The 14,389-nt window shown below is 67.8% G+C and carries 9 protein-coding genes; 5 read left to right on the forward strand and 4 right to left on the reverse strand.

What is annotated here, in order from left to right; all coding sequences use genetic code 11:
• Window positions 1-36: 36 nt before the first annotated feature.
• The 4 genes from VXM69_RS07325 to VXM69_RS07340 form a co-directional block, all read right to left on the reverse strand.
• On the reverse strand, window positions 37-2,058 hold the full coding sequence (locus VXM69_RS07325; RefSeq protein WP_367188344.1) for a BCCT family transporter: 2,022 nt from the start codon (window positions 2,056-2,058) through the stop codon (window positions 37-39).
• 306 nt (window positions 2,059-2,364) lie between these two features.
• Complete coding sequence (locus tag VXM69_RS07330) at window positions 2,365-3,552, reverse strand: porin (protein WP_367188345.1); 1,188 nt, start codon at window positions 3,550-3,552, stop codon at window positions 2,365-2,367.
• A gap of 106 nt (window positions 3,553-3,658) precedes the next feature.
• On the reverse strand, window positions 3,659-6,079 hold the full coding sequence (locus VXM69_RS07335; protein ID WP_367188346.1) for a TIM-barrel domain-containing protein: 2,421 nt from the start codon (window positions 6,077-6,079) through the stop codon (window positions 3,659-3,661).
• Window positions 6,080-6,106: 27 nt separating this feature from the next.
• Window positions 6,107-7,378: an MFS transporter gene (locus VXM69_RS07340; RefSeq protein ID WP_034191596.1), complete on the reverse strand. Its 1,272-nt coding sequence runs from the start codon at window positions 7,376-7,378 to the stop codon at window positions 6,107-6,109.
• A gap of 468 nt (window positions 7,379-7,846) precedes the next feature.
• On the opposite strand from VXM69_RS07340, the gene VXM69_RS07345 reads away from it, so the two are divergent.
• The 5 genes from VXM69_RS07345 to gsiC all read left to right on the forward strand — a co-directional run bounded on the left by VXM69_RS07345 (window position 7,847) and on the right by gsiC (window position 14,386).
• Window positions 7,847-8,791, forward strand: coding sequence for a MurR/RpiR family transcriptional regulator (locus VXM69_RS07345; RefSeq protein ID WP_049030772.1), 945 nt, complete (start codon window positions 7,847-7,849; stop codon window positions 8,789-8,791).
• Complete coding sequence (locus VXM69_RS07350) at window positions 8,788-9,774, forward strand: isoaspartyl peptidase/L-asparaginase family protein (RefSeq protein WP_049030774.1); 987 nt, start codon at window positions 8,788-8,790, stop codon at window positions 9,772-9,774. Before VXM69_RS07345 ends, VXM69_RS07350 begins: the two co-directional genes overlap by 4 nt.
• Before the next feature lie 27 nt (window positions 9,775-9,801).
• Window positions 9,802-11,706, forward strand: coding sequence for a dipeptide ABC transporter ATP-binding protein (locus VXM69_RS07355; protein WP_034191593.1), 1,905 nt, complete (start codon window positions 9,802-9,804; stop codon window positions 11,704-11,706).
• 129 nt (window positions 11,707-11,835) lie between these two features.
• Window positions 11,836-13,398 carry a glutathione ABC transporter substrate-binding protein GsiB gene (gsiB, locus tag VXM69_RS07360; protein WP_034191592.1) on the forward strand — a complete coding sequence of 521 codons (1,563 nt, stop codon included), beginning with the start codon at window positions 11,836-11,838 and terminating at the stop codon, window positions 13,396-13,398.
• A gap of 67 nt (window positions 13,399-13,465) precedes the next feature.
• Window positions 13,466-14,386, forward strand: coding sequence for a glutathione ABC transporter permease GsiC (gene gsiC, locus VXM69_RS07365; RefSeq protein ID WP_034191591.1), 921 nt, complete (start codon window positions 13,466-13,468; stop codon window positions 14,384-14,386).
• The last annotated feature ends 3 nt before the right edge of the window (window positions 14,387-14,389 follow it).

Below are 14,389 nucleotides of genomic sequence, written 5' to 3' on the forward strand. Positions count from 1 at the left end.
ACCGGTACGGCGAAACGATGCGAGCCGCGTGCGTGCTCATTCGGCCTCCGTCGCATGTCCCGGCGCGCGGCTCAGCAGATGCGTGCGCTTGTCGGCGGCGAGCGACACGTAGCGTTCGTACTGGCGCAGCACGTCGGCGATCACCTCGTCGCCGCGCAGGTATTCGACGTCGTAGCCGAGCCGGCCGTCCTCGAAGAACGTGACGATCCCGTACACGTGCTCGCGTGCCGCATCGGGCTCGGCCGCCTCGCGCACGAGAAACGCCGCCGCGGATTTCGCCGTCACGCGCACGCCGTACACGAAGTCGCGATGCTCGGCGGTCGGCACGGTAAGCCGCACCGCATCGTCGCTGTCGCGCTGCACGTGCGCATCGACGCCGCTCGCGCGCAATTCGGCGGCCACCTTGCGCAACGCCGGCTCGACCGTTTCCGCGACGAACTGGCGCGCTTCGGCCTCGGTCGTCTGCCGCAGGATGTGCGTCAACCGATGGCGCCAGTGCTGGCCGGTCCAGAAGCTCGTTGCCGGCGCCACGTCCTGCGAATAGTGCGCACGATCGGCCGCGAGCCCGCGCCACAGCCCGTAGCACAGCGCGAGCATGATGATCGCGACCGGCAGCGCGGCGATCAGCGTCATCGCCTGCAGCGCGCCGAGCCCGCCCGCGACGAGCAGCACCGCCGCCGTCACGCCGAGCAGCACGGCCCAGAACAGCCGCTGCCACACGGGCGAGTGTGCGTTGCCGCGGGTCGCGATCTGGTCGATCACGAAGGCGCCCGAATCGGCGGACGTGACGAAGAACACGGCGATCAGCACGATCGCGGCGATCGACAGCAGTTGCGTCAACGGCAGGAAATCGAAGAAGCGGAACAGCAGCGCGTCGACGTTGGTGGCCGTCTGCGCAAGCGCGCCGGCCGCGCCGTGCGTATCGAGCCAGATCGCGCTGTTGCCGAACACGGTCATCCACACGAGGTTGAACGCGGTCGGCACGAGCAGCACGCCGATCACGAACTGGCGGATCGTGCGGCCGCGCGAAATGCGCGCGATGAACATCCCGACGAACGGCGACCACGACACCCACCACGCCCAGTAGAGGATCGTCCAGCCGCCGAACCAGCCTTCCTCGCGCGGCGACGCATACGCGTAAGTGCGGAACGACAGGTCGACGAGACTCGACAGGTACTGGCCGACGTTGTCGACGAGCGCGCGGAACAGGAACAGCGTCGGGCCGGCGACGGCCACGAAGGCGAGCAGCAGGAACGCGAGCAGCAGGTTCAGTTCGGACAGCCGCCGCACACCCTTGTCGAGACCGGTCGCGGCCGACACGCCCGCGAGGATCACGACGACCGCGACGAGCCCGATGCGGAATACGTTGCTGCCGGTGTCCCAGCCGACGACCGTATGCAGGCCCGCGCTCAGCTGCATCACGCCGTAGCCGAGCGTCGTCGCGATGCCGGCGACCGTGCCGACCAGCGCGAATGCGTCGACGGTGTGACCGATCCAGCCGTCGATGCGCTCGCGCAGCACCGGATACAGCCCCGAGCGCAGCGTCAGCGGCAAGTTGTAGCGAAAGCCGAAGTACGCGAGCACGAGCCCCATCAGCCCGTAGATCGCCCACGCGTGGAAGCCCCAGTGGAAGAACGTCATCAGCATCGCTTCGCGCGCGGCGGCGGGCGTGCCGGGATCGACGGTCGGCGGTTTCAGGAAATGCTGCATCGGCTCGCCGACGCCGAAATACATGAGGCCGATGCCCATGCCGGCCGCGAACAGCATGGCCGTCCACGATACGAAGCTGAATTCGGGTTCGGCATCGTCGGGACCGAGGCGGATGTTGCCGAAGCCGCTGGCGGCGATCAGCACGAGAAACACGAGGAAGCCGGTGACGGCGAGCACGTAGAACCAGTCGAAGCGTGCGATGACCCACTGCTGGCCGGCGGAGAACAACGCGCCGGCTTCGCTCGGGTGCAGCGCGCACACGACGAGCAGCGCGCCGATCACGGCGAGCGCGGGCAGGACGACTTGCGGCTTGAACGTCGTGCGGGGCGAGGGACGGGAATCCGGCATGGCGGGCATCCAGTTGTGGGCGCAACGAGGCGCAACGCCGCCCGGCGCGCGTGTCGCGCGTCGGACCCTGATACGGCGTGCGTCGAGTGTACCGCGGTGTCAGGACTGCAAGAAGGGGCATGCAGAAGGGATTAATCTGACGAATTGTAAGGTATCGGCGCGATCCGGCAAACCTGCGCCGTGGCGCGGCAGGCGGACGGGACGGGGAACACGGCGCGGCGGCCGGACATCGGGCGCCCGGACGGCGCATGCGGAATGCGCATCGTCCGGGGCGTCGGCAGCGCGCTGGAGGCGCTGCCGGCAGGTTCAGAACGTGACGGCGATGCCGGCCATGCCGACGAACTGGCCGTGCGTGGTCGACGGCGTGAGCTGCTGCGAATCGCCCACGATCGGCGCCGCGTCGACGATGTGGCCGGCGCCTTGCGCGCCGAGCGTCTGTCCGCTCGAATGCGTGTACGCCTGCAGCGCATAGAGCGTCGTGCGTTTCGACAGGCTGTACGACTCCTTCAGCGAGTACTGCTGGTAGCGGGCCGCGCTCGCGACGCCGTTCGCTTTCGACGCGAGCGTGTAAGCGAACGCGCCGGCCACCGAGAACGCCGGCGTGAAGCGGTACGCGGCAAGCGCGCCGTAGGTATTGAACACGGCCGTGTCGGTGAATGCCGAGCCGTTGCCGGGCAGGTATTTCACGTTCGAATAGTTGAGGCCCATCGTGAGGTCGCCGAGCGTGTAGTTGCCGGCCGCCGCGACCTGTTCGACGGCCTTCGCGGTCTGGTAGCCCTGGTTCAGCACGGACACCGCGAAGCTGCCCGACGCCGCGGTGGCCGGGTTCAGGAAGCCGGCCGACGAGCCCGAGCTGTTGATCCGGAGGTAGCCGGCCGCGATCCCGACCGGCCCGTTCGCATAGCGCAGCGCGGCGCTGAACGTGTTGCCCTTGCCGGTCGCGCCGGCGATGCCGCCGAATGCGTACATCGCGCTCGCGGACAGCCCCGAGAAAGTCGGCGACGTATAGGTGACCGAGTTGTTCACGCGGATCGTCGTGTCGAGGCCGTCGATGTCGCCCGGATGCGCGCCCGTCGCGCCGGTCAGCCAGCTGCTCGATGCGTACGGGCCGACGAACAGGAAGTAGGGCGTGTACTGGCGGCCGGCCGTCAGCGTGCCATAGTGATCGTTGCGCAGGCCGACGAACGCCTGGCGGTTGAACAGCGTGCCGGCGGCGGCCTGCGCGCCCGTGTTCAGGTTGAAGCCGGACTGCAGGTCGAAGATCGCGTGCGTGCCGCCGCCGAGATCCTCGTCGCCGCGCAGGCCGAACTTCGACGCATACAGGTTGCCGTCGCGCATGTAGATATTCGAATGGCCCTGCTGGTTGTTCACGTACGCGATCGAATCGTCGACGACGCCGTACAGCGTCACGCTGCTCTGCGCGTGGGCGGCGGTCGTGCCGAGCGAGGCGGCCGATAAAATCAGGATTGCATAACGGTTGACGGGTGCTTTCATTGTCGATCTCCAGGTCTCTTCATCTTTCCAACGGGGCGGGAGGCTGGGGTGCCTCCTCTGTGGCGGACTGCGGGCCGCGCGAACGGCCCGCCTGATCGGGCTTGCGTCAGTCGTCGAACGCGACGACGATGCGGCGCCATGCGCCGTCCTGCGCATCCTGCTCGACGCGCGCGCCGCGCACGGCGACGGGGCCTTGCAGCGACGCCGGCAGCAGGATCTCGACGCGCTCGGCCGGGCGGGCCGGGCGGCCGTCCCAGCGCACCGACACGCCGAGCGCGCCGGATGCCTCGCGGCCGGTTTCGATCCGCCACAGTCCGTATTCGCCGTCGCGCCAGGCTTCCGTTTCGCCGTCGTCCTCGACGCATTCGCCGGACGCGACACCGTCCTCGATGCGTGGCGCGACGAGGAAGCCGCGCGTGTCGCCGCGCGCGCCGAAGTGCTGGGCCGCGACGTTCAGCGGCAGCACGCGGCCTTCGCGCAGCAGCATCACGGGCGTGTCGAGCGGGGCGGGCAGCGTCACGCTTGCGCCGCCGTCGAACGCCTGCGCGCTCGCGCAGCACATCCAGCGCGCGCCGGACGGCAGGTAAACCGTGCGCGCCGTCTGGCCGGGATCGACGACCGGCGCGACGAGCAGCGCGTCGCCGAGCATCATGTCGTCGCAGGCGTCGTAGCAGCGCGCATCGCCGGGGAAATCGGCGAGGGTCGGTCGCAGCACGGGCTCGTAGCGCGTCGTCGACAGCCACAGCAGGTGGTAGAGGTAGGGCAGCAGCCGGTAGCGCTGCTTGATCAGCGACGCGATCTGCGCGGTGATCTCCGGATACATCCACGGCTCGTTGACGGTGCCGTCGTCGTTCCACGAATGGATGCTGAAGCGCGGCATGAAGATGCCGAACTGCACCCAGCGCAGCAGCAGCTCGGGCGACGGCGCGGGGCCGGAGAAGCCGCCGATGTCGTGGCCGACGTTCGACACGCCCGACAGCGCGAGCCCGAGACCCATCTTCAGGTTGTAGCGCAGCGTTTCCCACGACGTGTAGTTGTCGCCGGACCAGGTCTGCACGTAGCGCTGCATGCCTGCGCCGCCGGCGCGCGACACGAGGAACGGCCGCCGCGCCGGCGCATGCGCACGCTGCGCGTCGCGCGACGCGCGCATCATCAGCATCGTCTGCAGCACCTTCGCCTCGCGCGCCGGGAACGGCTGGCCGAAGCCGTGCGCGATCGCGTCGGGCGACCAGATCTCGTATTCGTTGTTGTCGTTCCAGGTCGATTCGATTCCATAGTCGAGCAGCGCCGAGGTGACCTGCTCGCGCCACCAGCGGTACGCATCCGGCTGCGTGAAGTCGATATAGGCGCCGACCTCGTCCCAGAACTGCACCCATGCGGGCTCGCCGGACGCCGAGCGGATCAGCAGCCCGCGCTTCGCGGCATCGTCGAACGCGGGATGGTCGCGCAGCAGGCACGGCTTGATGTTCGCGCACAGGCGGATGCCGTGGTCGCGGTAATGCTGCACGAAACCCTTCGCGTCGGGAAACTTGTCGCGATTCCAGTTGAACACGTAGCGCTTCGCGCCGATCGACGTGTAGCCCGACGACAGGTGGAACGAATCGCACAGGATGTCGTGCGTGTCGCACTGCTCGACGAACTGGTTCATCTGCTGCTGCGCGTCCGGCGCGTCGGTGTAGCTCATCGTCGAGCCCGAATAGCCGAGCCCCCATTTCGGCGTGCGCGCGGGGCGCCCGGTGAGCCACGTGAAGCGCCGCGCGGCCGCGAGCGGCGTGTCGGGCGAGGCGATGAAGTAGTAGTCGAGATCGCCGTGCTCGGCGACGAAATAGCGGTACGGGCCGTGATAGTTGTCGAGTTCGCGGCCCATGTCGAACGTGCAGTCCGACAGCGTGTCGTAGAACAGCCCGAAGCCCTGGCACGCGTCGGGCGACCACGTGATGTAGAACGGGATGTGCTTGTACAGCGGGTCCGTATGCTTCGCGCTGTAGCCCATCGCGTCGATGTTGCGCATCTCGAAGCGCGCGCCCGTGCGGTCGAGTTCGCCCGCGCGTTCGCCGAGGCCGAAGACCTTGTCGCCGCGTTCGCGCGCGACGTAGTGATACGCGCGATCGTCCCACCAGCCGAAGTTGTACGCCTGCGTCGCACGGTCGGCGAGCGCGACGCGCCAGGCGCCGTCCGCCCCGCGCATCGACCACGTGCAATGGCCGCCTTGCCGGCGTACCGCGAGCCGGATCTGCGCGGTTTCGACCAACAGGACGTCGTCGTCCTCGGCGAGGGAAAAGGCGGGCAGCGTGAAGCCGTCGAGGTCGAGGCGGTCGCGCCCGTCGAGCGGCACGTCGTCGAGGCCCGGCGCGATCGTCCACGTGCGCGGGTTGCGCGCGGTCGCGTCGGGCAGCACGCGCACCCGCACGATGTCGTCCTCGAGCACGAAGATCTCGACGGTGGCGCCCGTTTCGGACGCGAGCAGCACGCGGTTCGCGTGCGTGGCGGCGACGCGGAACACGGGCGGATGAAGAAGCGAAGTCATGGATACGATTCCTGGTGAGAGCGAATGTCAGGCGTGCTGCGCGAGCAGGCGTTCCTGCTTCGACTGCCCGCGGATCAGCACCGCGAGCAGCGTCACGCCGATGATGTCGAACAGGCCGAGGCACGCGAACAGCGGCGCGTAGCCGATCTTGTCGGCGAGCGCGCCGACCAGCAGCGAGAAACCGAGCCCGCCGATCCACGCGGCCATTCCCGCGAAGCCGCTCGCGGTGCCGACTTCCTCGGAATCGAACACGTCGGCCGACAGCGTGTTGACGAGCGCGGAGATCATCTGGTGCGCGAAACCGCCGACGCAGAACAGCGCGATGGCCGTGTACGGCGACGACACGAGGCCGATCATCGCGGGCCCGAGCATCAGCACCGCGCCGAGCGCGACGCCGGCGACGCGCGACCACACGAGCGGCAGCTTGAAGCGCTTCGCGAGATACGGCGACAGGTAGCCGCCCGCGATGCCGCCGGCGTCGGCCGCGAGGAACGGCATCCACGCGAAGATCGCGATCTGCGTGAGCGGCATGTGGCGCTCGGTCGCGAGGTACAGCGGAATCCAGAAGCTGAAGGTCTGCCAGGCGGGTTCGGCGAAGAAGCGCGGCAGCGCGATGGCCCAGAAGCGCCGCGCGGTGACGACGTCGCGGATACGGCGCTTCGACACGGGCGGCATCGTCGCCTGGCCGTCGCGGATCAGCGTGCGTTCCTGCGGCGAGATGCGCGGATGCTCGGCGGGCGACCGGTACTGCGTGTACCAGAGCGCGGCCCATACGAACCCGAGCGCGCCGGTGGCCATGAACGCGGCCTGCCAGCCGAACCGCATCGACAGGAACACGACGAGCGGCGGGGCGATCGCGGCGCCGAGCGACGTGCCTGCATTGAAGTAGCCGACCGCGACGGACTTCTCGCGATCGGGAAACCATTCGGCGACAGCCTTCATCCCCGACGGAATCGCGGCGGCTTCGAACAGCCCCAGGAAACCGCGCAGGATGCCGAGCGACAACCAGCCCGACGCGAAACCATGCGCGACGCCGACCACCGACCACAGCATCGCGAACAGCGCGAAGCCGAGCCGCAGCCCGATCAGGTCGACGATGAATCCGCATACCGGCTGCATGATCGTGTAGCCGATCTGGAAGGCCCCGACGATGTACGAATACTGTTGCGTCGAGATCGCAAACACCTGCTTCAGCTCGGGCGCGAGCACCGCGAGGGAATTCCGTGCGAGGTAGTTGAGGATCGTGCCGAGACACACGAGCACGATGATCCACCAGCGCAATGCCTTGACTGTTTTCACTGCTGTCTCCTGTTGGGCAGGGCGGGCATGCGACACCTGCCTTGAACCATGCGAGCCGTCCGATCAGGACGGCTCTTTCACCTTATTTGTACGATGTCTGATCATCTTGGACACCGGTTTCCATCGGTTTATATCGAAATCAAGCGGTTCGAGCGAACATTTCGTGACCGTCTGACGTCTTTGTTATCTGACGACTGATCATTTTCGAGCATCCTATGTTCGAATTCGAATCCGGTCAACGTGAATTTGCATTCGAACGAACATGATCGGGGTTTTCCCGATAAGCGGACGGCAGCGGCGCACGAAGACGGCCGCGGCGCGTGCCGAATGCCCGCGTGGCGGGGCTGTGCGACGGCTGGACGCGCGGCGCCCGTCGGATGGGGCGTGACAACCCTGATGAAAATTTATTTCTTTCCGGAATCTGGATTGTGTAAATTGATTTTCATCATCCTTGCAACGACCCTTCGCATGACGCCTCTCGTTCCGCCCGATGCCATTCACGACGAACCCGCGATCGCCGAGCGGATCGCGTCGGCGATGCCGTTGATGACGCCGATTCACCGGCGCATGGGCGAGTTCGTGCTCGCGAACCCGTTTCGCGCGGCGACGATGCGGATCGACGAGCTCGCGCAGGCCGTGAATGCGTCGATCGCGACCGCGAACCGCTTCGCGAAGGCGCTCGGTTTCGACGGCTATCCGGCGATGCGCGCGGCGCTCGTGCGCGGCTTCGAGGCGACGCTCGGGCCGGTCGAGCGGCTGCGTTCCGCGCAGGAGCAGGAGCCCGGCGTACGCGGCGCGGTATGGATCGACGCGGTATTCGACCAGGCCGTCGCGAACATCGGGAGCACGCGCGCGCAACTCGATGCGGCCGACGTCGAGGCCGCGGTCGAGGCGATCGTCGGCGCGCGGCGCGTGCTGATCCTCGGCGCCGGGTCGAGCGCGTTCCTGGCCGGGCTGATGGAGCACGGGCTGTCCGTGTGCCATGACAGCGTGCAGTCGCTCGCGCTGCTCGGCGGCCCTTCGCACGCGGCACGGCGCCTGTACACGGCCGATTCGCGCGACCTCGTGATCGCGCTCGCGTTTCCGCGCTACGTGAAGGACACGGTCGAGCTGGCCCGTCGTGCGGCGGCGCGCGGCGCGCGCGTGCTCGGCATCTCGGACGGTCCGCAATCGCCGCTGGCGCCGATCGCGTCGTTGAACCTGTACGTCAAGGCCGAACGGCGTTTCGCCGCCACGTCGGAAGCCGCCGTGCTCACGATGATCGAGGCGTTGATCGACGCGGTCGCGCTGCGTACGCACCGGTCCGCGAAATCCGCCGCCGAAATGACCGAATTCCTGCTGCCTTGGCTCGTGCAGCCGCAGGCGGCGTTGCCGGCCGTCAACCCTTCTTCCCCCGGTCCGAAAAAATCATGACTTCACCCGCGATCGTCGCGATTCACGGCGGCGCAGGCACGATCCTGCGCGAAGCGATGGATACCGACACCGAACGCCGATACCGTGGCGAACTGACCGCGATCCTGCAGGCCGCGCAGCAGGTGCTGGCCGACGGCGGCAGCGCGCTCGACGCCGTCACCGTCGCCGTGCGCATGCTCGAGGACTGCCCGCTGTTCAACGCCGGGCGCGGCGCCGTCTACACGGCCGAAGGCAAGCACGAACTCGACGCGGCGGTCATGGACGGCGCGACGCTCGGCGCCGGCGCGATCTGCTGCGCGACGCGCGTGCGCAATCCGGTGCTGGCCGCACGACGCGTGATGGAGGCGAGCGAGCACGTGCTGTTCGCCGGCGCGGGCGCCGATGCGTTCGCGGCCGCGCAGGGGCTCGAGCTTGCGGAACCCGGCTACTTCGACACCGAAGCGCGGCATGCGCAGTGGCTCAAGGCGCGTGCGACGGCCGGTGCGATGCTCGACCACGATGCGGCGACGTTCGCGTTCGGCAAGTCGCAGCCGGCCGAGCCGCTCGATCCGGACCGCAAGCACGGCACGGTCGGCGCGGTCGCGTGCGACCTGCACGGCCACATCGCGGCGGCGACGTCGACGGGCGGCATCACGAACAAGCAGCCGGGGCGGGTGGGCGATTCGCCGATCATCGGCGCGGGCTGTTATGCCGACGACGCGACTTGCGCGGTATCGTCGACGGGTACCGGCGAAATGTTCATCCGGCTCGCGACCGCGCACGACGTCGCCGCGCAGATGGCGTATCGCGGCGCGTCGCTCGCCGACGCGGCACACGACGTCGTGATGAACAAGCTGCCGCGCCTGGCTGGCCGCGGCGGGATCATCGCGGTCGATGCTCAGGGCAACGTCGCGATGCCGTTCAACACCGAAGGGATGTACCGCGGTTACGCGCGCGTCGGGGAGGCGCCGGTCGTCGGCATCTACCGCGACGATGCGGCCTGATTCCGGATCGCACGAGGAGAACCCCGCATGACTTCGAGCCGAACCCCATCCGGCCTCGTGCTGCCCGAACAGCGCGTGGTGGCCGTCGACGACCTGTCGGTCACGTTCCGCCGCGAAGGCGCGACGTTCGACGCGGTGCGCAACGTGTCGTTTCACGTCGACCGCGGCGAGACGCTCGCGATCGTCGGCGAATCGGGCTCCGGCAAATCGGTCACGTCGCTCGCGCTAATGCGGCTCGTCGAGCACGGCGGCGGCGCGATCACGGGCGGCCGGATCGCGTTCCGGCGCCGCGGCGGCGCGCTCGTCGATCTGGCGCAGGCGAGCGCCGCGACGATGCGCGGCATTCGCGGCGCGGACATCGCGATGATCTTCCAGGAGCCGATGACGTCGCTGAACCCGGTGTTCACGGTCGGCGACCAGATCAGCGAGGCGATCGCGCTGCACCAGTCGAAGAGCGCGGCCGAGGCGCGCGCGGAAGCGCTGAGGCTGCTCGATCTCGTGCGCATTCCGGAAGCGCGCCGCGTGTTCGCGCGTTATCCCCACCAGCTGTCGGGCGGGATGCGGCAGCGCGTGATGATTGCGATGGCGCTGTCGTGCCGGCCCGCGCTGCTGATCGCCGACGAACCGACGACCGCGCTCGACGTGACGATCCAGGCGCAGATCCTGCAACTGGTGCGCGGGCTGCAGGACGAAATGAACATGGGCGTGATCTTCATCACGCACGACATGGGCGTGGTCGCCGAAGTGGCCGATCGCGTGCTCGTGATGTATCGCGGCGAGAAGGTCGAGGAGGGCGAGTCGGACCGCATCTTCGCGGCGCCGGCGCATCGCTACACGCGGGCGCTGCTCGCGGCCGTGCCGCGGCTCGGCTCGATGCAGGGCACCGACGCGCCCGAGAAATTCCCGTTGCTGAAGGTGGACGCGAGCACGACGGCACCGGCGCCGGCCACGGCGCCCGCCGCGAACGACGATGCACAGCCGCCCGTCGATCGCGCCGCGCCGCCGATCCTGCGCGTGCGCGATCTCGTCACGCGCTTTCCGGTGAGAAGTGGCGTGTTCGGCCGCGTGTCGCAGTACGTGCATGCGGTCGAGCGCGTGAGTTTCGAGCTGCGCGCGGGCGAGACGCTTGCGCTCGTCGGCGAATCGGGCTGCGGCAAGTCGACCACCGGCCGTTCGCTGCTGCGCCTCGTCGAATCGCAGAGCGGTTCGATCGAATTCGACGGCCGCGACATCAGCGCGATGAAGGGCGCGGACCTGCAGGCGCTGCGCCGGAACATCCAGTTCATCTTCCAGGATCCGTTCGCGTCGCTGAACCCGCGCCTGACGGTCGGCTTCTCGATCATGGAGCCGTTGCTCGTGCACGGCGTCGCGAGCGGCAGCGAGGCGCAGGCGCGCGTCGACTGGCTGCTCGACAAGGTCGGCCTGCCGCCCGAGGCCGCGCGCCGCTATCCGCACGAATTCTCGGGCGGCCAGCGCCAGCGGATCGCGATCGCGCGTGCGCTCGCGCTGAACCCGAAGGTCGTGATCGCCGACGAGTCGGTGTCGGCGCTCGACGTGTCGGTGCAGGCGCAGATCGTCAACCTGATGCTCGACCTGCAGCGCGAGCTCGGCGTCGCGTACCTGTTCATCTCGCACGACATGGCGGTGGTCGAGCGCATCAGCCATCGCGTCGCGGTGATGTATCTCGGCCAGATCGTCGAGATCGGCCCGCGCCGCGCGGTGTTCGAGGCGCCGCAGCATCCGTACACGAAGAAGCTGATGAGCGCGGTGCCGGTGGCCGACCCCGCGCGCCGGCATGCGCCGCGCCAGCTCGCGGCGGACGAAATCCCGAGCCCGATCCGCGCGATCGGCGACGACCCGGTCGTCGCGCCGCTCGTCGCGGTCGGCCCCGATCATTACGTCGCGACGCATCGCGTCGGCGGCGCGTATTGAGCGCGCGGCAGGTTGCATATGGACCGCAGCTGCGCACGAGCGAGACAACGGCGTCTTTATCCCGAGCGGGTGCAGTCACGCCGCGATTTCCACCACGCGTTACCGAATCATCCACAGGAGCCCAGCAAGATGAACAAGCCGTATTCGTTCCCGATGTTCCGTCCGCGCGCGCTGTTCGCGGCGGGGGCCGGCGCGCTCGCGCTGTCGGTCGCGGTGCCCGCGTTCGCGCAGCAGAATGTCGTGGTCGCCGTGTACTCGACGTTCACGACGATGGACCCGTACGACGCGAACGATACCGTGTCGCAGGCCGTCGTCAAGTCGTTCTACGAGGGGCTGTTCGGTTTCGACCGAAACATGAAGCTCGTCAACGTCCTGGCGACCAGCTACACGGCGTCGCCGGACGCGAAGGTGTACACGGTCAAGCTGCGCGAGGGCGTGAAATTCCACGACGGCACCGACTTCAACGCGGCCGCGGTGAAGGCGAACTTCGATCGCGTGACCGACCCGGCGAACAAGCTGAAGCGTTACGGCCTGTTCCGCGTGATCGAAAAGACCGAAGTGGTCGATCCGACCACGGTGCGGTTCACGTTGCGCGAGCCGTTCTCGGCGTTCATCAATACGCTCGCGCACCCGTCGGCGGTGATGATCTCGCCGGCCGCGCTGAAGAAGTGGGGGCGCGACGTGTCGCTGCATCCGGTCGGCACCGGGCCGTTCGAATTCGTCGAATGGAAGCAGACCGACGACATGAAGGTGAAGAAATTCGCCGGCTACTGGAAGAAGGGTTATCCGAAGGTCGACACCATCGACTGGAAACCGGTGGTCGACAACAACACGCGCGCCGCACTGATCAAGACGGGCGAGGCGGATTTCGCGTTCACGATTCCGTTCGAGCAGGCGAGCGACCTCAAGAGCAACCCGAAGATCGAGCTGATCGAGTCGCCGTCGATTATCCAGCGCTACATCTCGCTGAACACGCAGCAGAAGCCGTTCGACAACCCGAAGGTGCGTGAAGCGCTGAACTACGCGGTCAACAAGGAAGCGCTCGCGAAGGTCGTGTTCGCCGGCTACGCGACGCCTCAGACCGGCGTGGTGCCGATGGGCGTCGAATATGGGACGAAGCTCGGGCCCTGGCCGTACGACCCGGCGAAGGCGCGTGCGTTGCTGAAGGAAGCCGGTTATCCGGACGGATTCGAATCGACGCTCTGGTCCGCGTACAACCATTCGACGGCGCAGAAGCTGATCCAGTTCGTCCAGCAGCAGCTTGCGCAGGTCGGCGTGAAGGTGCGCGTGCAGGCACTCGAGGCCGGCGAGCGGGTCGCGAAGGTCGAGAGCGCGCAGGATCCGGCAGCCGCGCCGGTGCGGATGTACTACAGCGGCTGGTCGGCATCGACGGGCGAAGCGAACTGGGCACTGACGCCGCTGCTCGCGTCGGCATCGGCGCCGCCGAAGCTCTACAACACCGCGTACTACAAGAGCAGTGCCGTCGACGACGATCTCGCGAAGGCGCTGGAGACGACCGACCGTGCGAAGAAGGCCGCGCTTTACGCCGACGCGCAGAAGCAGGTGTGGACCGACGCGCCGTGGATTTTCCTGGTGCAGGAGAAGATCGTCTATGCGCGCAACAAGCGATTGCACGGCATGTACGTGATGCCGGACGGTTCGTTCAACTTCGACGAAATCTCGGTGAAATGACGGCGGCTTGCCCGCCACGCGGTGCCGGCGGCGCAAGCCGCCGGTGCGCTGATTCGATCGGTGCCCCATGCTGAATTTCCTCGTCAAACGCCTGTTCGGCCTGCTGCCCACGCTCGCGATCGTCGCGGTGCTGGTGTTCCTGTTCGTGCACCTGCTGCCGGGCGACCCGGCGCGGCTCGCGGCTGGCCCCGAAGCCGACGACGCGACGGTCGCGCTCGTGCGTGCCGATCTCGGGCTCGACCGGCCGCTGCCCGCGCAATTCGTGAATTTCTTCGCGAAAATCGCGCACGGCGATTTCGGCACGTCGACGCGCAGCAAGCGGCCGGTCTCGACCGAGATCGGCGAACGTTTCATGCCGACGCTGATGCTGACGCTCGTCAGCATGGTGTGGTCGACGCTGTTCGGCATGGCGATCGGGATTGCGTCGGCGGTCTGGCGCAATCGCTGGCCCGACCGTCTCGGCATGACGATCGCGGTGTCGGGTATTTCGTTTCCGGCGTTCGCGCTCGGCATGCTGCTGATGGAAGTCTTCTCGGTGAAGCTCGGCTGGCTGCCGGTCGTGCCGGACGGCTCGTGGAAGAGCTACGTGCTGCCGTCGCTGACGCTCGGCGCGGCGGTCGCGGCCGTGATGGCGCGCTTCACGCGCGCGTCGTTCGTCGAGGTGCTGAACGAGGACTTCGTGCGCACCGCGCGAGCGAAGGGTGTGCACGAGCCGATGGTCGTGCTCAAGCACTGCCTGCGCAACGCGATGATCCCGGTCGTCACGATGATGGGGCTGCAGTTCGGCTTCCTGCTCGGCGGCTCGATCGTCGTCGAGGTCGTGTTCAACTGGCCGGGCCTCGGCCGCCTGCTCGTCGATGCGGTGACGATGCGCGACTACCCGGTGATCCAGGCGATCGTGCTGCTGTTCTCGCTCGAATTCATCCTGATCAACCTGACCGTCGACGTGCTGTACGCGGTCATCAACCCGACCATCCGGTTCAAGTGAGGC

The organism is Burkholderia sp. Ed8, assembly GCF_040761425.1.
GTDB lineage: Bacteria > Pseudomonadota > Gammaproteobacteria > Burkholderiales > Burkholderiaceae > Burkholderia > Burkholderia seminalis.